The 24,244-nt window shown below is 68.3% G+C and carries 24 protein-coding genes; 9 read left to right on the top strand and 15 right to left on the bottom strand.

The annotated features are described in order from the left end of the window. Positions 1-90: 90 nt before the first annotated feature. Positions 91-651 (top strand): thymidine kinase, encoded by a 561-nt coding sequence (locus ACXRVZ_RS06600; RefSeq protein ID WP_457420229.1) that lies wholly within the window; start codon positions 91-93, stop codon positions 649-651. A gap of 9 nt (positions 652-660) precedes the next feature. Here ACXRVZ_RS06600 and ACXRVZ_RS06595 read toward each other — a convergent pair whose 3' ends face one another. The 5 genes from ACXRVZ_RS06595 to ACXRVZ_RS06575 all read right to left on the bottom strand — a co-directional run bounded on the left by ACXRVZ_RS06595 (position 661) and on the right by ACXRVZ_RS06575 (position 5,953). Further along, entirely contained in the window at positions 661-1,194 is a 534-nt protein-coding gene (locus tag ACXRVZ_RS06595; protein ID WP_458232268.1) for a hypothetical protein, read from the bottom strand. 71 nt (positions 1,195-1,265) lie between these two features. Then, entirely contained in the window at positions 1,266-2,939 is a 1,674-nt protein-coding gene (locus ACXRVZ_RS06590) for a long-chain-fatty-acid--CoA ligase (protein ID WP_457420225.1), read from the bottom strand. 103 nt (positions 2,940-3,042) lie between these two features. Continuing rightward, positions 3,043-4,518 (bottom strand): NAD(P)(+) transhydrogenase (Re/Si-specific) subunit beta, encoded by a 1,476-nt coding sequence (locus ACXRVZ_RS06585; RefSeq protein ID WP_457420223.1) that lies wholly within the window; start codon positions 4,516-4,518, stop codon positions 3,043-3,045. Then, positions 4,515-4,835, bottom strand: coding sequence for an NAD(P) transhydrogenase subunit alpha (locus ACXRVZ_RS06580; protein ID WP_457420221.1), 321 nt, complete (start codon positions 4,833-4,835; stop codon positions 4,515-4,517). Before ACXRVZ_RS06580 ends, ACXRVZ_RS06585 begins: the two co-directional genes overlap by 4 nt. A 2-nt stretch (positions 4,836-4,837) precedes the next feature. Continuing rightward, on the bottom strand, positions 4,838-5,953 hold the full coding sequence (locus ACXRVZ_RS06575) for a Re/Si-specific NAD(P)(+) transhydrogenase subunit alpha (protein ID WP_457420219.1): 1,116 nt from the start codon (positions 5,951-5,953) through the stop codon (positions 4,838-4,840). A gap of 83 nt (positions 5,954-6,036) precedes the next feature. Between ACXRVZ_RS06575 and ACXRVZ_RS06570 the strand changes: the two genes are divergently transcribed. From ACXRVZ_RS06570 to ACXRVZ_RS06540, 7 genes are all read left to right on the top strand, one after another. Continuing rightward, a complete protein-coding gene (locus tag ACXRVZ_RS06570; protein ID WP_457420217.1) occupies positions 6,037-6,534 on the top strand; it encodes an NUDIX hydrolase in 498 nt (165 codons plus the stop codon). 86 nt (positions 6,535-6,620) lie between these two features. Continuing rightward, positions 6,621-7,058: a hypothetical protein gene (locus ACXRVZ_RS06565; RefSeq protein WP_457420215.1), complete on the top strand. Its 438-nt coding sequence runs from the start codon at positions 6,621-6,623 to the stop codon at positions 7,056-7,058. A 164-nt stretch (positions 7,059-7,222) separates the two neighbouring features. Then, the gene (locus tag ACXRVZ_RS06560) at positions 7,223-7,834 is read left to right on the top strand and encodes a PEP-CTERM sorting domain-containing protein (protein WP_457420213.1); all 612 of its coding nucleotides are present in this window, start codon (positions 7,223-7,225) and stop codon (positions 7,832-7,834) included. Positions 7,835-7,927: 93 nt separating this feature from the next. Further along, positions 7,928-10,753: a M4 family metallopeptidase gene (locus ACXRVZ_RS06555; protein WP_457420211.1), complete on the top strand. Its 2,826-nt coding sequence runs from the start codon at positions 7,928-7,930 to the stop codon at positions 10,751-10,753. A gap of 175 nt (positions 10,754-10,928) precedes the next feature. After that, positions 10,929-12,077 (top strand): tRNA 2-thiouridine(34) synthase MnmA, encoded by a 1,149-nt coding sequence (mnmA, locus tag ACXRVZ_RS06550; RefSeq protein ID WP_458232267.1) that lies wholly within the window; start codon positions 10,929-10,931, stop codon positions 12,075-12,077. Beyond that, positions 12,074-13,297, top strand: coding sequence for a sensor histidine kinase (locus ACXRVZ_RS06545; RefSeq protein ID WP_457420207.1), 1,224 nt, complete (start codon positions 12,074-12,076; stop codon positions 13,295-13,297). The genes mnmA and ACXRVZ_RS06545 overlap by 4 nt, the downstream gene beginning before the upstream one ends. After that, positions 13,288-13,944 carry a response regulator gene (locus ACXRVZ_RS06540; RefSeq protein ID WP_457420205.1) on the top strand — a complete coding sequence of 219 codons (657 nt, stop codon included), beginning with the start codon at positions 13,288-13,290 and terminating at the stop codon, positions 13,942-13,944. Before ACXRVZ_RS06545 ends, ACXRVZ_RS06540 begins: the two co-directional genes overlap by 10 nt. Here the strand turns inward: ACXRVZ_RS06540 and ACXRVZ_RS06535 are convergent. Further along, positions 13,922-14,437 carry a CAP domain-containing protein gene (locus ACXRVZ_RS06535; RefSeq protein ID WP_457420203.1) on the bottom strand — a complete coding sequence of 172 codons (516 nt, stop codon included), beginning with the start codon at positions 14,435-14,437 and terminating at the stop codon, positions 13,922-13,924. The genes ACXRVZ_RS06540 and ACXRVZ_RS06535 overlap by 23 nt on opposite strands. A gap of 52 nt (positions 14,438-14,489) precedes the next feature. Here ACXRVZ_RS06535 and ACXRVZ_RS06530 point away from each other — a divergent pair, with 52 nt between their 5' ends. Next, the gene (locus ACXRVZ_RS06530; protein ID WP_457420201.1) at positions 14,490-14,894 is read left to right on the top strand and encodes a hypothetical protein; all 405 of its coding nucleotides are present in this window, start codon (positions 14,490-14,492) and stop codon (positions 14,892-14,894) included. Positions 14,895-14,984: 90 nt separating this feature from the next. Here ACXRVZ_RS06530 and ACXRVZ_RS06525 read toward each other — a convergent pair whose 3' ends face one another. The 9 genes from ACXRVZ_RS06525 to ACXRVZ_RS06485 all read right to left on the bottom strand — a co-directional run. Next, on the bottom strand, positions 14,985-18,155 hold the full coding sequence (locus tag ACXRVZ_RS06525; RefSeq protein WP_457420199.1) for a S8 family serine peptidase: 3,171 nt from the start codon (positions 18,153-18,155) through the stop codon (positions 14,985-14,987). Positions 18,156-18,182: 27 nt separating this feature from the next. Beyond that, positions 18,183-18,926, bottom strand: coding sequence for an NF038120 family PEP-CTERM protein (locus tag ACXRVZ_RS06520; protein ID WP_457420197.1), 744 nt, complete (start codon positions 18,924-18,926; stop codon positions 18,183-18,185). 240 nt (positions 18,927-19,166) lie between these two features. Beyond that, positions 19,167-19,700: a hypothetical protein gene (locus ACXRVZ_RS06515; RefSeq protein WP_457420195.1), complete on the bottom strand. Its 534-nt coding sequence runs from the start codon at positions 19,698-19,700 to the stop codon at positions 19,167-19,169. Then, positions 19,687-20,139, bottom strand: a complete 453-nt coding sequence (locus tag ACXRVZ_RS06510; protein WP_457420193.1) for a type II secretion system protein — start codon at positions 20,137-20,139, stop codon at positions 19,687-19,689. Before ACXRVZ_RS06510 ends, ACXRVZ_RS06515 begins: the two co-directional genes overlap by 14 nt. An 11-nt stretch (positions 20,140-20,150) precedes the next feature. Then, positions 20,151-20,618, bottom strand: coding sequence for a type II secretion system protein (locus ACXRVZ_RS06505; protein WP_457420191.1), 468 nt, complete (start codon positions 20,616-20,618; stop codon positions 20,151-20,153). 6 nt (positions 20,619-20,624) lie between these two features. Continuing rightward, complete coding sequence (locus ACXRVZ_RS06500; RefSeq protein WP_457420189.1) at positions 20,625-22,778, bottom strand: secretin N-terminal domain-containing protein; 2,154 nt, start codon at positions 22,776-22,778, stop codon at positions 20,625-20,627. Further along, positions 22,775-23,293 carry a hypothetical protein gene (locus ACXRVZ_RS06495; protein ID WP_457420187.1) on the bottom strand — a complete coding sequence of 173 codons (519 nt, stop codon included), beginning with the start codon at positions 23,291-23,293 and terminating at the stop codon, positions 22,775-22,777. Before ACXRVZ_RS06495 ends, ACXRVZ_RS06500 begins: the two co-directional genes overlap by 4 nt. Positions 23,294-23,364: 71 nt before the next feature. Then, positions 23,365-23,874 carry a hypothetical protein gene (locus ACXRVZ_RS06490; RefSeq protein WP_457420185.1) on the bottom strand — a complete coding sequence of 170 codons (510 nt, stop codon included), beginning with the start codon at positions 23,872-23,874 and terminating at the stop codon, positions 23,365-23,367. Further along, positions 23,871-24,244 (bottom strand): hypothetical protein (locus ACXRVZ_RS06485; RefSeq protein WP_458232266.1); only part of this gene is annotated, 374 nt, incomplete at its 5' end. The genes ACXRVZ_RS06490 and ACXRVZ_RS06485, both read right to left, overlap by 4 nt.

Raw genomic sequence — 24,244 nt, 5'->3', positions numbered from 1 at the left:
CCCGCGGTTGGGCCGCAAACCGCGGGCTTCCCCTACCCGCAAGCATGGGGTCGGCCGCCGAGGACAATGCAAGCCTGCTTTCGACGACCCATGGCCAAGCTATTTTTCAGATATGCCGCAATGAATGCCGGCAAGTCCACCGCCCTGCTGCAGGTGGCGCACAACTACGAGGAGCGTGGCCACCGCGTGCGCATCTTCACGGCCCGCCTGGACGACCGCTACGGCCACGGTTTCGTCACGTCGCGCCTGGGCCCCAAGCGCGAGGCCGAGCAGTTCGACGCCGGCACCGACTTCCAGGCGCTGATGGCCGACAGCCCGGGCATCGCCTGCATCCTCGTCGACGAGGCGCAGTTCCTGTCCAAGCAGCAGGTGCAGCAACTGCACGAGATGGCGCATCTGACCAACCTGCCAGCCATCTGCTACGGGCTGCGCACGGACTTCCAGGGCGAACTCTTCCCCGGCTCGGCCGCGCTGCTGGCGCTGGCCGACGAGATGGACGAGATGAAGACCATCTGCGACTGCGGCCGCAAGGCGACGATGAACATGCGCGTGGACGCCGGCAACCGCAAGGTCACCGAGGGCGCGCAGGTGGAGATCGGCGGCAATGCGCGCTACCGCTCGGTCTGCGGTCGCTGCTTCAGGCAGGGCTGAACGAGTGGCTTAGCGCAGTCCCAGCGCGTCGCGCACAGCGGCGGCCGCGGCGTCGCCCTTGGCCTTCTGCACGCGCTCGACGAGTTGCAGCGCCAGGCCCTGCAATTCACCCAGGCTGTCGCAGCGCTCGACCTCCAGCGCGAAGGCATAGCCCTTGAAGGGGCCGAGCAGCTTGGTGGCCTGACCGCTCATGTAGGTGTAGAGCGCGGCGCGATCCAGCAGCGGCGAACCACCGGCTGCAGGAGCAGCCGCAGGCGCGGTTGGCGGAGCTGCAACGCTGGGCGCCGGTGCTGCCACGGGTGGCTGGGCCGGCGCTGGTGGCTGAGCCGCGCCCTGCGGCGCCCAACCGGCCTGCGGCACGATCAGGCCCTGCTGGCGCAGCGCTTCGAGATCGGCCTCGGTCGCCCCGGTGACCAGGCGCAGCCACTCGCCGGCGGGCTTGGTCGCGTCGAGCACCAGCAGCAGGTTGCGCGCGGCGCGCGACAAAGGCAGGGCACGTGCGCGGATTTCAGCGCGCCCGGCCTCGGTTTTGGAATGCAGCAAATCGAGCACGTTGGGGAGCCTCGCCCGCGACGGGATCACCGCCGGCAGGCCTCGTCACAAAGAAACGGCGATCAGGTCTTGTCCCGCAGCTCGCGGCGCAGGATCTTGCCCACGGGGGTCTTGGGCAGGTCGGTGCGGAACTCGACGATCTTGGGACGTTTGTAGCCGGTCAGGTTCAGTTCGCAATAGGACCGTACATCGGCCTCGGTGATATTCGGGTCTTTCTTCACGATGACGACCTTCACGGCCTCGCCGGCCTTGGCGTCCGGCACGCCGACGGCGGCGCACTCCAGCACGCCGGGCATCTGCGTGAGGACGTCTTCGACCTCGTTCGGATACACGTTGAAACCGCTGACGAGGATCATGTCCTTCTTGCGGTCGACGATCTTGAAATAACCTCGTTCGTCGACGGTGCCGATGTCGCCGGTGCGGAAGAAGTTGTCCGCCGTCATGACCTTGGCCGTCTCGTCCGGCCGCTGCCAGTAGCCGGCCATGACCTGCGGGCCGCGGATGGCGATCTCGCCGGGCTGGCCTGGCGGCACTTCGTTGCCGTCGTCGTCCAGCAGCTTGAGCTCGGTCAGCGGCATGGGCAGGCCGATGGTGCCGCTGTAGGCGGTGCTGTCGGTCGGGTTGCAGGTGGCCGACGGCGAGGTCTCGGACAGGCCGTAGCCCTCGACGATGGGGCAGCCTGTCTTCTCCAGCCAGAGCTTGGCCGTGGCCTGCTGCACGGCCATGCCGCCGCCCACCGAGATGACGAGCTTGCTCCAGTCCACCGTGCCGAAGTCGGCATGGTTGGCCATGGCCATGAAGAGGGTGTTGACGGCCGGAAAGCTGTGGAAGCGGTGCTGCGACAGCTCCTTGAACATGGTCGGCAGATCGCGCGGGTTCGGAATCAACACGTTGGCGCCGCCCATGTGCATGGACAGCATCATGTTCGTGTTGAAACCGAAGATGTGATAAATCGGCAGCGCGCAGATGGTGACGACCTGCTCGCCGGGCGGCAGCTTCTTCAAGGCCGGCTGGTACCAAGCCTCGCTTTGCAGGATGTTGGCGACCAGGTTGCGGTGCAGTAGCACGGCGCCCTTGGACACGCCCGTGGTGCCACCGGTGTACTGCAGCACGGCAATGTCATCGGCCCCCAGCTTGGGCGCCTTGTAGGTGAGGCTGCGGCCCTTGGCGAGGGCGTCGTTGAAGCGCACGGCGCCCGGCAGCTCGAAGGCCGGCACCATCTTCTTCACCTTGCGCACGACGTAGTTGACGATGCTGCCCTTGAGCAGGCCCAGCATGTCGCCCATGGCCGCCAGGACGATGTGCTTGGTCGGAACACTCTTGATGACCTGCTGCAGCACCGAGGCGAAGTTCTCGATGATGACGATGGCCTTGGCGCCCGAGTCCTTGAGCTGGTGCTCCAGCTCACGCGGCGTGTACAGCGGGTTCACGTTGACGACCACGTAGCCGGCCCGCAGCACGGCGGCCACGGCCACCGGGTACTGGAAGATGTTGGGCATCATCAGCGCGACGCGGTCGCCCTTCTCGAGGCCGAGGCTTTGCAGATAGGCGGCCAACGCCCGCGAGGCTTCGTCCACCTGCGCGAAGCTGAGGCTCTTGCCCATCATCAGATAGGCCGGCTTGGCGGCGTTCTTCTTGAACGAGGTGTCGAGCAGGTCGACCAGGCTCGGATAGAGCGCGACGTTGACGTCACGCGGCACCTCGGCCGGGTATTGCTTCAGCCAGATGGGCTCCATGGCCTTGTCTCCTTCATTCTTGATTGGCGCCGATTCTGACCGAAGGCTGACAGCGGACGGGTCAGGGGATTCGATAGCGCCTTTTAGGGGACAGCACCTGATTTCACTCCACCGCCTTGAGCATGTCCTCCACCACCTTCTTGGCATCGCCGAACACCATCATGGTCTTGTCCATGTAGAACAGCTCGTTGTCCAGGCCCGCGTAGCCGGCGGCCATGGAGCGCTTGTTGACGATGATGGTCTTGGCCTTGTAGGCCTCCAGGATGGGCATGCCGTAGATGGCGCTGCCCTTGACATGCGCGGCCGGGTTCACGACGTCGTTGGCGCCCAGGATGATGGCCACGTCGACCTGGCCGAACTCGCCGTTGATGTCTTCCATCTCGAAGACCTGGTCRTACGGCACYTCGGCCTCGGCCAGCAGCACGTTCATGTGGCCCGGCATGCGGCCGGCCACCGGGTGGATGGCGTATTTGACGGTGATGCCCTTCTCGGTGAGCTTGGCGGCCAGTTCCTTCACGGCGTGCTGGGCGCGCGCCACGGCCAGGCCGTAGCCCGGCACGATGACGACGCTCTCGGCGTTGCCGAGCACGAAGGCGGCGTCGTCGGCACTGCCGCTCTTGACCGGGCGGGCCTTGCCGTCGCCCACGGCGGCCGTACCGGCCTCGCCGCCAAAGCCACCCAGGATGACGTTGAAGAACGAGCGGTTCATCGCCTTGCACATGATGTAGCTCAGGATCGCGCCCGAGCTGCCCACCAGCGAGCCGGCAATGATCAGCATCGCGTTGTTCAGGCTGAAGCCGATGCCCGCCGCCGCCCAGCCGGAGTAGCTGTTCAGCATGCTGACGACGACCGGCATATCGGCGCCACCGATGGGGATGATGAGCGTCACGCCCAGCACGAAGCCCAGGGTCACGACGAGCCAGAAGTCCAGCGCGCTCTGGCTGTGCCAGAAGCCGAAGATGAAGAACACAGCCGCCAGGCCCAGTGCCGCGTTCAGCGCATGCTGGCCCTTGAAGCTCACCGGTGCCCCCTGGAAGAGGCGGAACTTTGATCCGCCCGACAGCTTGCCCCAGGCGATGACGGAGCCGGTGAACGTGACCGCGCCGATGAATGCACCAAGCGCCAGCTCGATGCGGTTGCCACCAGGGATGGTGGCGAGCAGGCGCGGCGCCGAGCCGTCCTCCGGCGCGATGCTGGCCAGCGCGGCGTCCAGTGCCGGCGCAATGCCAAAGGCCGATGGCTCGTAAACGGCCGCCGCCGCGATGGCCACCGCCGCCAGACCGATCATGCTGTGGAAGAAGGCCACCAGCTCGGGCATCTTGGTCATCTCGACCGTCTTGGCCTTCCAGGCGCCAAAGCCACCGCCAACGACCAGGCCCAGTAGCACCCATGCCAGGCCCAAGCCGGAACCGGCGAGCTTCACGATCAACGCGGCTGTCGTGAAGGCCGCGATGGCCATGCCGACCATGCCGAAGAGGTTGCCGCGGATGGATGTCGTCGGATGCGACAGGCCCTTCAGCGCCTGGATGAAGAAGACGCTGGCGATGAGGTAGAGCAGCGTGACGAGGTTCATGCTCATGGCTTGACCTCCGCCGCCGATGCCTTCTTCTCTTTCTTCTTGAACATCTCCAACATCCGCCTCGTGACGAGGAAGCCGCCAAAGATGTTCACCGCCGCCAGCGCGACGGCCAGCACGCCCATGCCCTTGGCAAACGGCGTCTCGGTCAGCGCCGCGGCCATCATGGCGCCGACGATGACGATGGCCGAGATCGCGTTGGTGACGGCCATCAGCGGTGTGTGCAGCGCGGGCGTCACCGTCCAGACGACGTGGTAGCCCACGTAGATGGCCAGCACGAAGATGATCAGGTTGATGATGGTGTGGTCGACGATTTCCATCTTCAGCTCCGGGTCACTTGACCGTCTTGGGTCACGCGGCAGGCCGCGACGATGTCGTCATCCAGCGGCACGTTGAATGTGCCCTCTTTGGTGATGACGAGCTTCAGGAAGTCCAGCACGTTGCGGGCGTAGAGCGCCGATGCATCGGCCGCGACCAGCGCCGGCAAATTCGTCTCGCCGACGATGACGACGCCGTGCTTGGTGACGGTCTTGCCGGCTTCGGTCAGCGGGCAGTTGCCTCCCGCAGGAGCGGCGATGTCGACCAGCACCGAACCCGGCTTCATGGCCTTGACCATTTCCTCCGTGACCAGCACCGGCGCGGCGCGGCCCGGGATCAGCGCCGTCGTGATGACGATGTCCGCCGCCGCGACGCGCTTGGCGACCTCGGCTTTCTGCCGGTCCAGCCAGCTCTGCGGCATGGGGCGTGCATAGCCGCCCACTCCCTCGGCCGCTTCCTTCTCCTCGGCGGTTTCGTAAGGCACGTCGATGAACTTGCCGCCGAGGGACTCGACCTGCTCCTTCACCGAGGGCCGCACGTCGCTGGCCTCGATGACGGCGCCCAGGCGCTTGGCAGTCGCAATCGCCTGCAGGCCCGCCACGCCGACGCCCAGGATGACGACGCGCGCCGCCTTCACGGTGCCGGCCGCAGTCATCAGCATGGGGAAGAAGCGCTGGTACTTGTCGGCCGCGATCATCACGGCCTTGTAGCCGGCGATGTTGGCCTGGCTGGACAGCACGTCCATGCTCTGGGCGCGCGTCGTGCGCGGCGCGGCTTCGAGGGCGAAGCTGGTCAGGCCCGCCGCAGCCATCGCCGTGAGGCCCTCGCGGTCGAAGGGGTTGAGCATGCCGACCAAGGCCGTGCCGGGCTTCATCAGCGCCAGCTCGTCGGCACCGGGTGCACGCACCTTCAGCACCAGTTCGCTGGCCAGCGCCGCAGCCTGGTCGACGATCTCGCAGCCGACCGCCTCATAGGCCGCATCGGTGACGCTGGCGGCGACGCCGGCGCCGCTCTCGACGCGCAACGTGTGGCCTTGGGCCTTCAACTTCTTGGCCGTCTCAGGTGTGACGGCCACGCGGGTCTCTCCGGCCGCGCGTTCGCGCGGGATGCCAATCTGCATGGATCTCCTCCGGGGGCAGGGGTTGCGTGGCAGCTTACACAATGCCCGGGTCCGCCCGGAGCGGGATTGCGAGAGGAAGAAGCATGCTTGCCACAGACAGGTTCCGCCCCAGCGTCACGGTCGCGGCGGTGATTGAACGCGAGGGGCGCTATCTGCTGGTCGAGGAAGAAACCCCCGAAGGCCTGATGCTGAACAACCCGGCAGGCCATCTGGAGCTGGGCGAAAGCCCCATGGAGGCGGTCGTGCGCGAGGTGCTCGAGGAGACGGCTCGGGCATTCCAGCCGGAGGCCTTTCTCGGCGTCTACCTCGCCCGCTTCCTGCGGCCGGCGCGATTAGAGGATGTGACCTATGTGCGGCTGGCCTTCAGCGGGACGGTCGGCGAAGAGATTGCCGGCCGCGCGCTGGATGAGGGCATCAAGCGCACGCTGTGGCTGAGCGAGGCCGAGTTGGCCGCCTGTACGGACCGCCACCGCAGCCCGCTGGTGCTGCAGTGCGTGCGCGACCACGCGGCCGGGCGGCGGCTGCCGCTGGATGCGGTGTTCGCGCATGAGTCGCTGCAGCAGCCGCTCGTGAAAGGCTGAGGACGGATCCCAACGCTCACGCTGATCCGACTGCGTCCGGCTGCCTGCCATACTGAAACTGCCCATCGCCATCGCGGGAACGACGCATGAGACCAGCCGCCCTGATGATCGCCGCCTCGCTGATGTGGACCGCATGCGCTGCCGTCGATAACAGGCAGCCCTTGAACATCGAGCCGGGCAAGCCCTTCACGTTGCCTGTTGGCGGCACCGCGCAGCTGACGGGCCTGGCGGTGCAGGTGGGATTCGACGGTGTCGTGGCCGATTCCCGTTGCGCCAAAGGGGAGCAATGCATCGTGGCAGGCCGTGCGGTGGCGCGGGTCTGGTGGCGACGCGCCGGCGGCGCCAAGGAGCAGCTGGAACTCCACTCCGCCATGGGCGGACCGCGGGCAGCACGCATCGGCGATTTCGAACTGGCGCTGACCGCCATTGAGCCGCCACTGATCTCTGGCAAGCCGGTCGACAAGGCAGCCTACCTCGCCACCTTCGTGCTGGATCAAGGGGCGCCTGTCGCAGCCGATCGCTGAGCCGGGCGGCTGAGCTGCAGCGATGCAGCAGCGACCTGACAGAGGGCGGACCTCACGAGCTTAGGGGGGATGCTTGCCGACTTTTAAGGGTGCGCATGTCTCGCGGGGCATGGAACCATCGCCCGCGCCCATCGGCATGCACCCACCCTCATCCAGGAACTCGAATGAAGTCCATTTCCCACCTCTTTTCTGCGTTGGCATTAGCGGCCGTGTCGGCCACCGCGTCGGCAGCCCCAGCGATCTACAGCACTTCTGCAGCCTTTCTCGGGCAGTTGATGCCGGGGGCCTACACAGAAAACTTCGATGGCCTCGACCAGGCCCCGTCGCCGGACTTCAGCAACGGCGTCTACTCGTACAGCTTCTCTTCCCCCCAGGGCATCTACGGTTCGGGCGAGTTCGTGAGCGCCAGCCAGGAGGACGATGCCCTGACCATCAACTTCACCAGCGGCAACGTGAAGGCGATCGGCGCGAACTTCTTCGCCACCGATCTTTCTGACGACTTCCAGTCGGTCTCGATCAGCCTCTTGCTGAGCGACGGCACCACCGAAAGCTTCACGCCCACGATGCAGTCGGACAGCTACCGCGGCTTCATCTCGGACGCCTTCATCACCAGTCTGGTCATCAGCGGCCCCGGCACATCGCTCTACGCCAGCCTGGACAACCTGACTGTCGGGACTGTCGGCACCCGCGGCGCTCTGCCGGAACCCGCCAGCGCGGCCCTCGTCGGCCTGGCCCTCGCCGGCCTTGCCGTCGCCCGTCGCCGCCACGGCGCCTGACCCAACCCACCGGCCTGCTGCGCCGAGGCGATCCCTCGGCAAGCTGCCCCTTTGTCACCGTTGAGCGGCCGACCGCCGCGCACAGGAGTGTGTATGACCCGGAATTCAATGCGCCTTTCCTTGCTGGCCCTGTCGATGGGCCTGGCGTTTGCTGCCCAGGCGCAGGAGCGCCCCGGCCTGTCCGGCCAGCGCGCCGCCCTTGCGCGCGTCGCCGCCGACACCGGCACCACGCCGGAGGTGGCCCTGCATGACAGCACGGGTGCTGCCCGTTTCGTGCGGCTGCCCCGCAGCAGCGGTGCTGCCAAGATGGCCGAACAGAGCCGCGGTCGGCCGATGAACGATGCCGCCCGGAACGCCGGCTCCGTCGAGTTCCTGCGCAGCTACGGCGGGCTCTTCGGCATCAGCAACGTCGACGAGGAGCTCGGTGCTGCCCGCATCACCAAGGATCGCCAGGGCGGCACACACATCAGCCACAAGCAGTTCTATCGCGGCCTGCCGGTGTTCGGCGCCGAACTGAAGACGCACTACGACGCGTCGGACAACCTGGTGGTGGCGAACGGCACGTTCGTGCCCGGCATCACGGTCGACACCACGCCCAACCGCTCGGCCGACGATGCGGCCAAGGTCGCCGTCACGCGTGTCACGGCCGATCTGGACCGCCCTGCCAAGCTGACAGCCGCGAAGCCGACGCTGATGATCTACCGCGCAGGCCTGGCCAAGGGCGTCGAGGGCGCCAACCACCTGGCCTGGGAGGTCGTCGTCGGCAACGGCGTGGACGTGCGCAGCTTCGTCTACGTCGATGCGCACACCGGCAAGGTGATCGACCAGATCGCTGGCATCCACGACGCCAAGAACCGTCGCGCCTTCAATGCCCAGGGCGCCACTGCACCCGGCCCCAACTATCCGAACACGCCGTTCTGGGTCGAAGGCCAGGCCTTCCCCACCGGCACTGTGGAGGCGGACAACATGATCGCCGCGTCGTCTGATATCTACGACCTGTTCAAGAACGCTTTCGGTCGCGACTCCTACGACGGCAAGGGCGCGACGATGGACTCGATCTTCAACCGCGGCAACCGCTGCCCCAACGCGTCGTGGAACGGTACGTTCATCTCTTTCTGCCCGGGCCTCACGACCGACGACGTCACTGCGCACGAGTGGGGCCATGCCTACACCGAGTACACCCACGGCCTGATCTATGCCTGGCAACCCGGCGCACTGAACGAGGCCTACTCGGACATCTGGGGCGAGACGGTCGACCGCCTCAACGGCCGGGGTGGTGACACGCCTGACGCGATGCGCACGCCCGGCGCCTGCACCGTCTACACGCCCAACAGCCCGTCCATCAATATCACCGCACCGGCTGCCATCGCCGGCGTGAAGAGCGGCGGCACCGCGGCGTTCGGGCCGCAGATCTTCTCCGTCGCGAGCAACGTGGTGGTGGTCAACGACGGCGTCGGCACCGGGAACGACGGCTGCGAAACGCCCTTTGCCAATGCAGCATCCGTGAGCGGCAAGATCGCCTACATGGACCGTGGCGCCTGCGGCTTCGCGGTGAAGACCAAGAACGCCCAGTTGAACGGCGCCATCGGCGTCATCATCGGCAACAACGCGGCGGGCACGGTGCCGCCCGGCATGAGTGGGGTCGACGCCACCGTCACCATCCCGGCACTGTCGGTGACGCAGAGCGACGGCACGGCAATCAAGGCTCAGGTGAGCACCGTGACCGCGTCGATGGTGCGAGGCGGCACCGGTTCGGACAGTTCGGTCCGCTGGCTGTTGGGCGAAGACTCCACGGCGCCCGGGCTCACCGGCGCCCTGCGCGACATGTACAACCCCACCTGCTACGGCAACCCCGGCAAGGTGTCCGACCGACAGTACAGCTGCGGCCCGAACACTGAAGCGGGCGACAGCGGCGGTGTGCATGGCAACTCCGGCGTGCCCAACCACGGCTACGCGCTGCTGGTCGACGGTGGCAGCTACAACGGCCAGAACATCACCAGCATCGGCCTGACCAAGGCGGCGCACCTGTACTACCGTGCACAGAGCGTCTACCAAGGCCCGGCCAGCGGCTTTGCGGATCACGCGGACGCGCTGGAGCAGTCCTGCCGCGACCTGACCGGCACGGCGCTGAACGATCTCAAGACCGGCGCCATCTCGGGAGAGGTGATCAACGCGAACGACTGTGCGCAGGTGACCAAGATGGTCGCCGCCGTGGAACTGCGCTCACCGCCGAGCCAGTGCAGCTTCCAGCCGTTGCTGGCCAAGGCGCCGCCGGCGCTGTGCCCCACCGGTGCCCCGACGGCCTTGATGTCGGACAGCTTCGAAGGCGGCAAGCGCAGCGGCGTGAAATGGTCCATCGCCCACGTCGGCGTCACGGGCGGCAACTTCACCGCGCGGGACTGGGGAGTCGTGACGAACCTGCCCAGCAAGCGCGCGGGCTATGCCATCTACGCTGCTGACATCGCCGGCGGAACCTGTTCTCCCGGTGGCGACGAAAGCGGCCTGCAACGCCTGGAAAGCCCGGAGATCACCATCCCGGCTGGCGCGACCACACTGCGTCTGGCATTCGATCACTGGGTCAGCACGGAAGCCGGCTTCGACGGTGGCAACGTGAAGATCAGCGTGAACGGCGGCGCATGGCAGGTCGTCAAGCCGACCGACTTCATCTACAACCCGTACAACACGACGCTGGCCTCGGCCGCAGCAGGCAGTACCAACCCGCTAGCAGGCCAGCCCGGCTTTTCGGGTTCGGACGACGGCTCCGTCAACGGGTCCTGGGGTCGCTCCATCATCAACCTCGCGCCGTATGCGCAGCCCAACGACAAGGTCAAGCTGCGCTTCGAACTGGGCAATGACGGTTGCGGCGGCACCTTCGGCTGGTATCTGGATGACGTGACGCTGTACCGCTGCACGCCCTGAGCGTGTGCCACGCCTGACTTTGTCCGGCACCGAGAAGGGCGCTCAATGAGCGCCCTTTTTTTTGGCTGAGCGTCCAGCGCGCGAGGACCGCCGGGCCGCCGGCGGTCGTTGACAGGATGCGGGTGCAAAAACCGGTCGAGTCACGGATGAAGGCTCGTTTGGGACAATCGCGCGGATGAGCTCCAACAAGAAGCACCGTGTCGTGGTCGGCCTGTCCGGCGGCGTCGACTCGGCCGTAACCGCCCACCTGCTGAAGCAACAAGGCCACGAGGTCATCGGCATCTTCATGAAGAACTGGGAAGACGATGACGACGACGAGTACTGCTCGACGCGCCAGGACTTCCTGGACGCCGCCTCCGTGGCCGACGTGCTGGGCATCGACCTCGAGCACGTCAACTTCGCGGCCGAGTACAAGGACCGCGTCTTCGAGAGCTTTCTGCGCGAGTACCAGGCCGGCCGCACGCCCAACCCCGACGTGCTGTGCAATGCCGAGATCAAGTTCAAGGCCTTCCTGGACCATGCGATGCGGCTGGGCGCCGAGAAGATCGCGACCGGTCACTACGCACGCGTTCGCGAAGTCGATGGCGAGTTCCAGTTGCTCAAGGGCCTGGACCCGCTGAAGGACCAGAGCTACTTCCTGCACCGGCTCAGCCAGGCCCAGCTCAGCAAGACGATGTTCCCGGTCGGCGACCTGCCCAAGACCGAGGTGCGCCGCATCGCCGCCGAGATCGCGCTGCCGAACGCGAAGAAGAAGGACTCGACCGGTATCTGCTTCATCGGCGAGCGGCCCTTCCGCGAGTTCCTGAACAAATACCTGTCGCACCAGCCCGGGCCCATCAAGGACGAGCGCGGCCRCAAGCTGGGCGAGCATGTCGGCCTGAGCTTCTACACGCTGGGCCAGCGCCAGGGCCTGGGCATTGGCGGGGTCAAGGAGAAAGGCGCGCAGGGATCGGCGGCGACGCCCGGCCAGGCGTCGAAGGGCGGCGGCCATCACGAGCCCTGGTTCGTCGCCGCCAAGGACATGGCGCGCAACACGCTGATCGCCGTGCAGGGCCACGACCACCCGCTGCTGCTGAGCCCGGCCCTCGTGGCCGACGACCTGAGCTGGATTGCCGGCCGCGCGCCCGCCACCGGCACGGCCGCGGCCAAGACGCGCTATCGCCAGGCGGACGCGCCCTGCAGCATCGCTTTCGACGCGGCCGGCCAGCTGACGCTGCGCTTCCCTGACCCGCAATGGGCCGTCACGCCGGGGCAGAGCGCCGTGGTCTACGACGGCGACGTGTGTCTGGGCGGCGGCGTCATCTCCGCAGCGCTGGCCGAATGACGAAGTTCGACAGGCTGCTTGCGCGGCTCGCCGAGCCCGGCACCGTGCTGCGGCTGGCGGCGCTGGTGGTCTGCGCGATGGAGCTGGTCAGCGCCGGCTCCGCGCTGCTGGGCGTGCGCACGGAGCCCTACGACGGCCTGGCCGCCTGGGTCTGGCGCCAGCTGGGTGGCGACGTCAACGACCGCGGCCTGGTGGTCGTCTGCGTGCTGCTGCTGGTGGCCTTCGTCGCGCTGATCTTCCGCCTGGCGCGCCTGGGCCAGACGGCCCTGCCGGTGAACCAGCGCCTGGCCTGGCTGCTGCTGGTGGACCTGCTGGCCTTCGGCGTGACGCCCGGCCTGCCCTTCCTCGTCACGGCGCTGGGCGCGGTGGTGCTGCCGGCCCGCCTGGCACTGGGCTTTGCGGCGGCCCAGGTGCTGCTGAACACCGGCATCTATGTCTACGCGTCGACGACCGCCTGGCTGGACCAGTTCGGCATGCTGTTCGCCATGCTGGGCCTGCACGGCCTGGCCTTCGGCCTGGGGCGCATGGCGGCGTCCGAGGCCGAGAAGCGCCGCTGGCTGCAGGCCGTGCTGGCCGAGCAGTTGTCTGGCGAGCACCTGCTGGCCGAGCAGATGCGCTACAACGAACGCATGCAGATCGCCCGCGAGCTGCACGACCTGATGGGCCACCACCTGACGGCGCTCAACCTGCAGCTGCAGCTCGGCGGCGCGCTGCTGGCGCGGGCCGACAGCGGCGGCGCCGGTCAGGCGCTGGGCCGCGCCCAGGGCGTGGCGGCGCAACTGCTGGCCGACGTGCGCGAATCCGTGTCGCAGCAGCGCAGCTCGCAGCGCATCGACCTGTCCGCCGCGTTGCAGGCCCTGAGAGACGGGATCGAGAAGGGCATTGCCAGCACGCGCATCGAGCTGGCGCTGGACGACGCCACCCGCGACCTCGGGCCCCGCGCAGCCCACGCGCTGCTGCGCTGCGTGCAGGAAGGGGTGACCAACAGCGTGCGCCATGCCGGCGCGCGGCGCGTGCAGGTGGAACTGAGAGGCGATGGCGATCAAGTCGCTGTCAGCATCGACGATGATGGGCGGGGCGCGCCAGGCTGGCACGAAGGAAGGCTCGGCAACGGCCTCTCCGGCATGGCCGAGCGCATGGCTGAACTGGGTGGGCAGATGCGCGTGACGCGCACCGGCCCTGGGTTTCGAATCGAGCTGAGATGTCCGCGATGGGTGTGATCAAGATCCTGCTGGTCGAGGACCAGCAACTGGTGCGTGAAGGCCTCAAAGGGCTGCTCGCGCTCCACGACGATGAACTGCAGGTCGTCGGCGAGGCGAGCGACGGTGCCGAGGCGCTGGAGTGGCTGGCTGCGGCCTCGGCCGAGAGCATGCCCGACGTCATCCTGTCCGACATGCGCATGCCGCGGCTGGACGGCGTCGGCCTGATCCGCGCGCTGGCCGCGCGGGCACTGCGCCTGCCGGTCATCCTGCTGACGACCTTCGATGACACCGTCGCCTTCGACGAGGCCGCGCGCGCCGGCGCCAAGGGCTTTCTGCTCAAGGCCATCAGCACCGACACGCTGCTGCAGGCCCTGCGCGACGTGCACGGCGGCGGCACCGCGCTTCGCCCGTCGCTCACCACGCGCATGGAGGCCAAGGGCGGCGAGCGCGCCTTCACGGCGGCCGACCACCCGGACCCGCTGAGCCCCAAGGAGCTGCAGGTGCTGCGCCTGGTGGCCAGCGGCCGCAGCAACACCGAGATCGCCAGCCTGCTGGGCAACAGCGAGGGCGTCATCAAGAACCACTGCTCGGCCATCTTCTCCAAGATGGGCGTGCGCGACCGCACGCAGGCGGTGCTGCGCGCTATCGATCTGGGCTGGATTTAGGTCTAGGCCCCGCTGGCGCGGCCAGCTGCAAGACCCAGAAGCGCTGCAGGCGGCCCGGGCCGGAGACGCAAGCCAGGCCGAAGTCCTCGAAGTCGGGCGCCATCAGGTTCTCGCAATGGCCCGAGCTGGCCAGCCATTGAGCCAGCGCTTCGTCCAGCGTCTCCGGGCCGCCGGCCAGGTTCTCGCCCGAAACGCGCATCGCATAGCCGGCCTCGCGCAGCCGCGTGCGCAGCGTGGCGCCGCTGGCGCTGGTGTGGTCCAGCCGATCCAGCGTGGCCAGTTCGGCGGCATAGCGCCGGGAGGACTCGCCCAGCACCGTCTGCCAGCGCAAAGCCGACGCAGCCGGCCACAGGCGGTCGCCGCAGCGCTGGGCCTGGGCGCGCAGCGCGTTCAGCGCGCGGGTGGCCACCTCGGCATCGGGCTGGCAATCGGCGGCCGGCACGGCGGGCGCCGCAGCAGCCAGGCTCAGCAACAGGGGCGGCCACATACGCATGGAAGCATCCTAGTTGTTGCCAAGTGGAGGCGACCGGCCCACGATGGCAGCCATGAAACTCCCCCGCCTCCTCGCCTCCGCCCTCGCCGGCATCGCCCTCGCCAGCTGCGCGCAGAGCCCACCCGCCACCGCGCCCGTGGCCGAGTCCACACGCCTGGCCGGCGAACTGCGCACGCTGATAGGCCCGGCCAGCTGCAGCACCGACACGCAATGCCGCACGGTGCCGGTCGGCGCCAAGGCCTGCGGCGGACCGGCGGGCTACTGGGCCTGGTCTGCCCAAGGCACGGATGCTGAAGCCCTGAAGACCCTCGCCGCACGCCAGGCCGAGGCGCACAGACGCGAGGTGGAGGCCAGCGGCATGCGCTCCAACTGCGCGATGACGCAGGACCCCGGCGCCACCTGCGTGGCCGGGCGTTGCCAATTGCTGGCGACACCGTCGTTGCGAAGCGCGCAATAGTCGCCGCCGACCAAGAAAAAGGCCGCACCCTTTGCGGCATGCGGCCTGTTAGCCCCGGGGCACCAAGGCCCCGGCGACGTCGGTTGCGGCTTACTGGTTGACGGCCGCGTCCACCAGCTTGCTGGGCATGTTGCTCGGCACGTTCTGCACCGGCACGCTGCCATCGGTGGACACGCGCAGCACGGTGGTTGCCTGCACCTTGCCCGCGGCATCCAGCCAGTGGGCACCACCCACCGTGCGCTTGCCGGCCGCGAGGCCCGTCCAGCTGAAGCCGACCGTGGCCGTGCTGCCCGCGTAGACCTGCGACGGCACCAGCGCGTTCAGGCCACCCGCATCGCCAGGCATCACGATCCAGCTCGACAGCTTGTGCTTGATCGGCGCAGCGCCGGAGTACGCCAGCACGCAGGCGCGGTAGTTGGCGGCAGCGGGCGCGACCATCTGTACGACTTCATCCGACCCGTCATTGCCCGAGTAGATGTAGGAGGCGGCGTTCATGTTGACGACGACCAGATCATGGTCATCCCCCGCACCGCTCACATCGGCCTGGCGCAACGCCCAACGGGCCACGATGGCACCTGCCGGCACGGTGAAGTTGTACTTGGCAATCGACGCATAGTTGTTGCTGCCGTAGCAGCGCGAGGCCAACGTCGCTCCGCTGACAGCCGATGCGGACAACGTCGTCTCCGCGCCCATCGTGACGTCCTTCAGACCGCCCTTGAGCACGCCCATACGGCCCGAGAAGCCGGTGCGCACGGTGAACAACTTGCTGCCCGAACCCTTGGTGTCGGTGAACTCCGCAGGTGCCGAGATCGCCTTGCCCGCCTTCGCCTGGATGGGCGAACGCACCGAGTGCACACCGTCGCTCCAGACCAGCTGCCCGAACTGCCAGACGCCTTCGGCAGCGCCGGCCGGAGCCAGCGAGACCGTGAACGTCTTGGTTTCGCCCGAGGCCAGCGTCATCGAATTAGGCGACACGGTCATCGTGAAGCCAGGCGGCGTCGTGAAGGCAGCGTTGTAGGTCGCCGAAGAAGCGCCGACGTTGGTGACCTTGCGGCTCACGACGACGGCACCTGTCACCGCGCCAACCGTGATCGACGGCAGATTCAGGTTGTAGGTCTCGTCCAGCGTGCCGATGGTGGTGCAGTCGCTGGCCGGGATGACGGCGGACTTGTTGACCTTGCACTGGTACTTGATCCAGTCGTTCTTGCCAGCGTCGTAAACCAGGCCCGGATCGGCCGCCTTCTGCGGGTCGACATGGCCGGCACCCTGGGCCCAGGGCAGCAGACCGTTCTGCGGGCTGGGCAGACCGTCGTCCAGCGTCGAGTAGGCCGTGGTCATCAGCGCCGACTTGATGGCGGCAGGGCCCCAGGTCGGGTTGGCCTGCTTCAGCAGCAGCGCCAGGCCAGCCACATGCGGGCTGGACATCGACGTGCCCTGGTAGCTGTCCCAGGCGGGCGGCGGCACCAGCGTGCCGGCGACGATCTGGTCCTTTTGCGCTTCGGTCTGCGCCGGCGTGACATGGGCAATGATGTCCACGCCCGGGGCGGTCAGGTCGGGCTTCAGCACGTTGCTGTCGCCGGCGTTGGGGCCGCGTGACGAGAAGTCGGCCATGATCGGCGCCGGCTTGGTGGTCATGACAGCGAGCGCGATCGAGCCCTTCGGATTGGCATTGCCGCTCACATAGGCCTTGATGGCAGCGCCATCGGTGTTGCTGACCTGGAGGCTGGGGACAGGCTGGAAGTCGCTGTCGATGGTCTGACCGGCCGAAGCGTTGGACAGGATCATGCCCACGCCGCCGGCGTTCTTGACGGCCAGGCCCTTGTCGACACGGGCGTTGGTACCGCGGGTGCAGACGACCAGCTTGCCGGCCACCAGGGCGGGGTCCAGCAGCACCTGGCCGGCGGGCGGCGCGGCGCTGAAGCACAGGCTGGCATTGCCGCCGCCCACGCCGGCGTTCTCGGCCAGGATCATGTTCGTCGGGCTCAGGCCGGTCTTGGTTGTGGAGCCGCCGGTATAGGTCGTTGCGCCGACGGTGGCGCTGCCCGCAAAGGCACGGTCGTGCGTGGAGGCAGCGACCGTCGTCAACCAGGGGCTGATGTGGGCAACCGCCTGCGCAGGGCCGCTGTTGCCGGCCGACGCGGCAACGAACACGCCGGCCAGCGACGCGCGGTAAAAGGCCTGTTCGACGGGGTCGTTGACCGTAGTCTGCGAGCCGCTGATCGAGAAGTTGATGACGTTGACGCCGTCGGCGACGGCGGCGTCGATGGCAGCCACCGAGTCCGAGGTGTAGCAGGTGTTCTGGCTGCCGGTACCGTCGGTGGCGGCGGCGTTCACGTAGGTCCAGCAGACCTTGTACGCCGACACGCGGGCACGCGGGGCCATGCCGGAAGCGCTGCCCACCAGCGCCTGATTGATGGTGACGGGCACATTGGCATTGCCGGCCGCCGTGGACGCAGTGTGGTCACCGTGGCCGCCGTGGCCCGTGGCGCCGGACAGCGAATCGCGGCCGGAGCCGGCGAAGTCGGTCCAGTGCAGCGGCGGTGCATTGGCGATGAAGCCGGCGTCGAAGTGCTTGATGCCGATGAGCTTGTTGTTGCAATGCTTGGCCGGGTCGATGCCGGGGCTGGTCTCGCAGCTGCCGGTGAAGCTGGCAGGCACCGGGCCGAAGGCCAGCGTGTCGCCCGGGTTGTTGGTGGGCACGCCATTGGCGTCGACGCGATCGAAGAACGCCGGGTTCTCGGGCCAGATGCCGCCGTCGACGACGCCGATGACCAGGTTCTCGCCCTTCACCGCAGTGCCGCCCACTGTCTTGGACCACAGGCCGCCGGGTTCGCTGAGCTTCAGGAATTTGGAGGTGGAGATGGTGTCGAGCTGACGGGCTTCGTCAAGCCACAGGCCCGCGACCTGGCCGTTGGCGGACAGCGAGCGGGCTTCGTCTTCGGTGAGGCGCGCGGCAAAGCCGTTGAACACGACCTTGTAGGTCACCAGCACGGGCGCATTGCCCACCAGCGAGATCACATTGCTCTGCTGCTGGCCCAGGTAGTTGACGTAGGCCTGCACGGCGGCAGCGCCGTACTTGAAGGTCTCGCCCGCAGCAGGCTGCGTGGCGGCCAAGCCGGCAACGCCGCCCTGGTAGGAGGCCGCAGGTTCATCCTTCAGCTGGACGATGTAGGTCTTGCGATCCTGTGCAAAGGCGCCTGTGGCCAGGCCCGAGGCGAGGATCAGCGTCGCCAGAGCGGCGGGCGTGAGTTTCATCTTCATGGAGTGATTCCTTTCGATGATGTCGGGTCAGGCGGCGCGGCGGCGGCGGGCACCCAGCAGGGCGAGGCCGGCGACGCCGACCAGGGTCAGGCTGGCCGGCTCGGGCACATGCTCGATGACGATGTCGTCCAGCGCGAACTGGGCGCGGTTGGTCGAGAAGGCCGAGCAGGTGTTGCCGGCACCCGGCGCAGGGCACGCGTAGCCATAGGCGTAGACGTAGTCAAACTCCAAGTTGCCGAAGGCGCCGGTGTTGATGGCGCCGAAGTTCAGATGGCCGGCGCCATCCAGGCCGGTGAGCGCGAACGTGGCAATCGTCGACAGGCCTTTTCGCACACCTTGCAGGCGCACAAAGCCGGGAGTGATCTGCAGCGGGTCGCCGCTGCCGATGAAGCTGGCGTTGAGGCTCTTCACCGAGAAAGTGAAGCCGTCGAGCGCGCCGAATACGAGGGCGGCATCGTCGAGCAGCGCAACGTAGTTGGTTGGGTTGTTGGACGGGCACAGCAGGTCGGAGCAGGCGCCGTCCAGGATGGAACCGACGAGGTCACCGACTATCGCACCAGCAGAGTTCGAGAACGGGTCGAACCACATCGTGTGGCCCGCCAGACCATCTTGATAGAACTCGTCGCCGTTCACGAGGAGAGGCGGGAAAAAGAGCGTCGACGTGTCCACCGGATCGAATGTGATCGTGGTGCGCAGCACGCCCGCGTGGGCGCCTGCCGACAGGGCCAGCGCCGATACGGCGAGCGCCAGGGAGGTCACAAACTTCTTCATCGAAATACCCTCTTTCTTTGCCAAATTGATCTTGCAACGCAGGAGCGCGGCGCCTGGTGGGCGGYCACGTGGCCCGCCAAAGGGTTGAAAAATGGCGAGCCCCTGTGCAGGCGAGGCCTGCGGGGAACCCGATTCTGTTGGAGGGGTCCGCGTGACTAAATACACACTTGCCCACCCTCTATACGCGGGACAGGTTCTGTGACGCCTTGCCACTGCGCAACCTGAACTAGGGAAAACGTGCTAACGCGACGCCGCGGATGCGGGCGGCAAAGTCATCGGTGCCGAGGCGCCCGCCTGAGCCGCAGTCGTGCCCTGGGCGTGCGCCGAGAAAACCAGGTCATGGGCCATGCGCACAGCCGTGCCGTCGGCCGCGAACTCGCGCAGCAGCGTCTGTTCCGACCGGCTGCGCACCGCGCTGAAGGCATCGGGCTGGCCGGGCTCGGGCATCAGCTCCCAGTCCGCCGCGCCGGTGAACGGGTCGACATAGAGGCGGCGCAGGTGATGCCGGGGCTTGAAGCTGCGCCCGTCGACGAGCAGGTCTTCCAGGCGCCTGGGGTATTGCTGGGGCGGGTTGGGCGTGGCGCGGGCATAGGCCGCGATGGCGCGGGCGATCTCGCCACCGCGGAATTCCAGCTCGCGTTCCTTCTCTCGCTGGGCGGCGGTGCTCCAGGCCTGGCCCAGCGACGCCAGGGCGGCGGCGGTCAGCGCGACGAGGAAGAGGACGGCGAGGTAGCTGTAGCCACCTTGGCGGCGAACGCCCCTACCAGTCTGCATACAAGCGCCCATCGGCGCTGCGCCCGGAGGCGCCGCTGCGCACGTCCCAGACGTGGCCGCTGGCCTGCATGTCGGTGGGCGGTGCCAGCTCCACCCAGGTCTCGCGGCTGGCGGTGAGCGGGTCCTCGGGCACGTCGCGGATGTAGCGCGCCGTGGCCAGTTCCTGCAGCGACTCGGGGTAGCGGCCCTTGTCGGCGGCGTACTGGTCGATGGCGTCACGCATCGTTGTCAGCGACTGCAGCAGCGCGGTCTCCTTGCTCTTCTGCAGGGAGTTGAAGTAGCGCGGCGCGGCGATGGAAGCCAGCAGAGCGACGATGGCCATGACGACGATGAGCTCGATGAGGGTGAAGCCGTGACGAGCCGAGCGCCGGGCCGTCCCAAGGCCGGCTCGCGCCCCCTCGGGGGGCCGGTTGCGTACCCGCAGGCGGGGGGCTGACATCCCGGGCTTCATCACCAGTCCTTCAGCTTGGAGCCGTCCAGCGCTTTTCGGTCCGACCGCGAGAACACGTCGAACACGTCCTTGCCGGCGCGTGGCTCATCGGGCGGGCTGTCGTAGGCGCGCAGGCCCCAGGTCTCGGCGGCGGCCAAGTCGGCTGGCGCGAAGGGGTCGCGCGGCAGGCGGCGCAGGAAGTAGACCTTGCGGCCATTGGGTGACTTGACATCCGTCACGCCGTCAACAAGCAACTGCAGCTTCGCCGGGTAGCCACTGTCCTCGGGGCCTTGCATGATGCTGCCGGCCTCGACGGCGCGCTTGTAGGCATCCAGCGCCTCGCGCAGCGTGCGCAGGGCCTGGCGCAGCTCATGCTCGCGCGTGCGCTGCACCGACAGCTCCAGCAGCGGCCGCGCGGCTGACGCAAGCACGCCCAGCATGGCCAGCACGACCAGCATCTCGATCAAGGTGAAACCCCTGACCCGCATCGCCGACTACCTCGCCGCCTCGACGGTCAGCAGCCCGGTGCCATCGACGCGTACCGACGCCGACTCGCCATTGAGCCCGCTGGCCGACAGCCCGCTCAAGCCGATGTTGAGCACCTGACCTGCCGCCGCCGGCAGCGCGCGGAGCACGACGACACGGTCACCGCGAGGCGGGATCTCGATGGGATAGCGCCCCGGCGAGGCACCTTGCAACGGCTGCGCCGGCACCAGGCGGCTGGCGTCGTACTCCAGTTCGCCCTTGACCTGCAGGCCGCTGTCGTTCTTCAGCGCGACCGAGACCGCGCCGCCGACCGCGACCTGTGGCGTCACGTCCAGCTTGAGCGTGGCCTCCGTCGGCGCGACGGGAGCGGCGGCTGACGGCGCTGCGGTAGAGACCGTGCCACTGGCCAGACCCACGCCCGCCCGGGCCTCGCGGCGCAGCAGGCTGGAGAAGGCGCCGGGGCTGGCGTCGGTGCCGCTGGCCAGGCGCGTGAGGGACGCATCCGGCACGGCCAGGTTGCGCACCACGCGCGGCGTGATGAGCAACACCACCTCGGTCTTGTTGCGCGTGTCGGTCTGGGTGCCGAACAGGCGGCCCAGCACCGGAATGCGCGACAGGCCGGGCAAGCCGGCCGAGGCCTTGCGGTCTTCGTCATTGATGAGGCCTGCAAGCACTTGCGTCTCGCCGTCGGCCAGGCGCAGCGTGGTGGCGGTGTTGCGCGTGCCAATCTCGTAGGCCGTCGTGCCGCCGGGGCCGGTGACCTGCCGGATCAGGTTGCTGACCTCCAGCGCGATCTTGATGACGACGTCGTTGTCGAGCTGCACGGTGGGCTCGACGTCCAGCTTGAGGCCGATGTCCAGGTAGCTGACCGAGGCGGCCACCGACGTGGAGCCGGTGAAGTTGGTCGTCGTCGTGAAGACGGGCAGCTTCTGGCCGATGTGGACCTTGGCCTTGTCGCGGTTGCGCACGCGGATCTTGGGATTGGCCAGGATGTTGTTGTTGCCGGACGTGCCACGCAGATTGGCCACGATGGCCGGGTTGGCCACGCTCGCGCGGAACTGGTTGCGCGCGCTGAGCAGCACCTGGCCAGTGGCATTGGGAATGCCGAACTGCACCGTGTCGGGCCAGTCCAGGCCGAGCGCTTCGACTTGGTCGGTGGCCAGCTCCATCACCTCCACCTCCAGCATGACCTCAGGCTCAGGCAGGTCGACCGAGGCGATGAGCTTTTCCACCAGCCGCACCACCTCGGGCGTGTCGCGCACGATGAGCAGGTTCAGGCGCTCGTCGATGTGGATGTCGCGCACCTTGGCGATGGTGCGCACCATGGCCTGCACCTGCTTCACGTCGGCGTTGGTGAGGTACAGCGTGCGGGTGATCAGCTCCTGGTGCTCGCGCTGCTTGGCGGCGGTGTTGGGGAAGACGAGCACCGAGCTGTCGTTGAGCAGCTTGCGGTCCAGCTGCTGGGTGCCGAGGATGACGCGCATCGCTTCGTCCAGCGTCACCCCGCGCAGGAAGACGGTCACGCGGGCGTCGGCGCGCACGTCCTTGTCGAAGACAAAGTTGACGCCGCTGGAACGCGCCAGCGCCTCGAAGACCTGGCGCAGCGGCGCGTCGCGGAACTCCAGCGTCACCGGCTTCTGGAAGTTGGGGCCCAGCTCGCCCACAGCCGTCTCCAGCGGCCGCGACTGGGCCACCTGGCTGGCCAGCAGGCGTGCGCCGGGGTGCTGGGGCGCCTCGGCCAGGATCTCGCGCGCCACCGCATCGGCGCGCTCGACGCGGCCCTCCTTCAGCGCGGCGCGGCCGGCGGCGAGCTGGGCCTCGTGGCGGCGGCCGCGCTCGATGTCCACGCTCAGCGCGGTCAGGCGCGGGTGCTTGGCGTCGGCCAGGCCGAGCTGGCTCAGCAGGGCCTGCGCCTCATCCCAGCGACCGGCGCCGCGCAGGGCTTCGATCTGCAGGATGAGACGGGCCGTGGCCTGCTCGCGGGCGCGCACCTGGGCGGCGCGCAGCTGCGGGTCGTTCGGGTCCTTGGTGAGGGCGTCGTCCAGCACGCGCAACGCGGCCGGCCACTGGTTGGTGCGGCCAAGGTCTTCGGCCTGGCGCAACGCGGGATTGGCGCAGGCCGTCAGCAGCAGGGCGCTTAGGAGGAGAAGGAGCTGCTTCATGGCACGACCTTGAAAGCGATGTTCTGTGGGAGCTTGGCCGGCAACCAGGTCAGGCTGACGCCGCTGGTCGACACCTGCTCGACGCGCCACTGGCCGTCGATGACGTCGCCGCGCCTGACGCTGAGCGCCTTGTTCGGCCCGGCCAGCAGCGCGACCTCGATGGCCTGGCTGCCTGCGCCTTCGACGACGCGGCCGATCATTTGATAGGGCACGGGTGGCGCCATCGGCGGCGGGGGTGGCGGTGCAGCGGCGGGCGGCGGCGCGGGGGGAAGAGGCGGTGGCGGCGGCGGTTGCCAGGCCGCGAGCTGAGCCGGGCTGGCCTCGACCCAGGGCTGGCGTGCTTCGGATGGCTTGGGGGCCTCGGGCGCTCCGGGCGATGCCGCCGCAGCCTTTCGAGCAGGCAGCGCGGCCACGACGGGCGCAGACCCGTCTGCGTCGGGCCGCGTCGCAACCCAGGCCGTGGCGGCCAGCGTCGCGGCCAACGCGCCGCCCAGGGCGAGGTGCCGCGAGTTCAATGAGGCACCCTTCGCGCTTCGCGCTGTCCCGCCAAGCGGGAGCTGAGCCGTTTCGGACGGCCGTGCACGGCTCATGGCGCCCTCCCGTGCAACGACCACTGCAGCTCGGCGTCGACCTCGGCGCTCATCGGGCTGAGGCGCCGCAACTTGATCGAGTCCAGGCTCAGCGCCGGGTCATGTTCCAGCGCGGCGCCGATGAAGCGGCGCACCTGCGCGTAGCTGCCGGTGACGGGCATGGTCACGCGCAGGCGCTCCAGGCCTTCGCTGGTGGCCAGGCGGTGTTCGGTGCGGGCGCCGTTCAGGTCCAGGCGAATGCTGAGTTCCAGCAGGTCGGCCAGCCGCTGCTGGCGCTGCGCCGCCGCGGGCAGGTTCGCCTGCCATTGCTGCACGCTGACCGGCACAGCCGGTGCCATAGCCACCGGCCTGGCCTTGGCGCGCAGCGCACGGGCCTCGGCCTGCAAGGCGGCGGATTGGGTGTCCCAACGCTGGCCCAGCACCAGGGCGACGGCCGCCAGCAGCAGCGCTGCGAGGCCGGCGAGGCCCGGGCCGCCGAGCTTCCTGAAGAGTGCGGGCAGATTCACGAGCCGCCTCCGCTCGCCACGCGGGCATTGATCTCGAAGCGCTGGCCCGTGAGGCCCGTCTCGGCCGCCGAGAAGCGCGACAGCACGACCTGGCCCCAGCCCGGCGTCGTGCCAAGCTGCTCGGCGAGTTGCAGCGCCAGCAGCTTGTCGGGCGTCAAGCCTTCCAGGCGCAGCTCGCCGCGGCCGGCGCTGGCGTCCAGGCCCAGCCAGGCAATGGCCTTGGCGTCGGCGCCGGCGGTCTCGACGCGCGTCAGCAGCGGCTCCCAGGGCATGGCCAGCAGCGTGCGGGCTTCCAGCGCCGAGCGGTTCTCGGCGGCCTGGTCGCGGCGCGCGGCGGGCCTGGGCGCGGCGGCCGGGCGCAGCGTGGCGA

It is taken from the genome of Roseateles sp. P5_E8 (assembly GCF_054177665.1).
This window is presented reverse-complemented; position numbering and strand designations above follow the sequence as displayed.

Coding starts and splice junctions, on each gene's coding strand:
- ACXRVZ_RS06515 (WP_457420195.1), bottom strand. CDS start 19,700: ATGCAGACTGGTAGGGGCGTTCGCCGCCAAGGTGGCTACAGCTACCTC.
- ACXRVZ_RS06510 (WP_457420193.1), bottom strand. CDS start 20,139: ATGTCAGCCCCCCGCCTGCGGGTACGCAACCGGCCCCCCGAGGGGGCG.
- ACXRVZ_RS06575 (WP_457420219.1), bottom strand. CDS start 5,953: ATGCAGATTGGCATCCCGCGCGAACGCGCGGCCGGAGAGACCCGCGTG.
- ACXRVZ_RS06520 (WP_457420197.1), bottom strand. CDS start 18,926: ATGAAGAAGTTTGTGACCTCCCTGGCGCTCGCCGTATCGGCGCTGGCC.
- ACXRVZ_RS06565 (WP_457420215.1), top strand. CDS start 6,621: ATGAGACCAGCCGCCCTGATGATCGCCGCCTCGCTGATGTGGACCGCA.
- ACXRVZ_RS06535 (WP_457420203.1), bottom strand. CDS start 14,437: ATGCGTATGTGGCCGCCCCTGTTGCTGAGCCTGGCTGCTGCGGCGCCC.
- ACXRVZ_RS06580 (WP_457420221.1), bottom strand. CDS start 4,835: ATGGAAATCGTCGACCACACCATCATCAACCTGATCATCTTCGTGCTG.
- ACXRVZ_RS06590 (WP_457420225.1), bottom strand. CDS start 2,939: ATGGAGCCCATCTGGCTGAAGCAATACCCGGCCGAGGTGCCGCGTGAC.
- ACXRVZ_RS06555 (WP_457420211.1), top strand. CDS start 7,928: ATGACCCGGAATTCAATGCGCCTTTCCTTGCTGGCCCTGTCGATGGGC.
- ACXRVZ_RS06525 (WP_457420199.1), bottom strand. CDS start 18,155: ATGAAGATGAAACTCACGCCCGCCGCTCTGGCGACGCTGATCCTCGCC.
- ACXRVZ_RS06530 (WP_457420201.1), top strand. CDS start 14,490: ATGAAACTCCCCCGCCTCCTCGCCTCCGCCCTCGCCGGCATCGCCCTC.
- ACXRVZ_RS06570 (WP_457420217.1), top strand. CDS start 6,037: ATGCTTGCCACAGACAGGTTCCGCCCCAGCGTCACGGTCGCGGCGGTG.
- ACXRVZ_RS06540 (WP_457420205.1), top strand. CDS start 13,288: ATGGGTGTGATCAAGATCCTGCTGGTCGAGGACCAGCAACTGGTGCGT.
- ACXRVZ_RS06500 (WP_457420189.1), bottom strand. CDS start 22,778: ATGAAGCAGCTCCTTCTCCTCCTAAGCGCCCTGCTGCTGACGGCCTGC.
- ACXRVZ_RS06560 (WP_457420213.1), top strand. CDS start 7,223: ATGAAGTCCATTTCCCACCTCTTTTCTGCGTTGGCATTAGCGGCCGTG.
- ACXRVZ_RS06505 (WP_457420191.1), bottom strand. CDS start 20,618: ATGCGGGTCAGGGGTTTCACCTTGATCGAGATGCTGGTCGTGCTGGCC.
- ACXRVZ_RS06600 (WP_457420229.1), top strand. CDS start 91: ATGGCCAAGCTATTTTTCAGATATGCCGCAATGAATGCCGGCAAGTCC.
- ACXRVZ_RS06545 (WP_457420207.1), top strand. CDS start 12,074: ATGACGAAGTTCGACAGGCTGCTTGCGCGGCTCGCCGAGCCCGGCACC.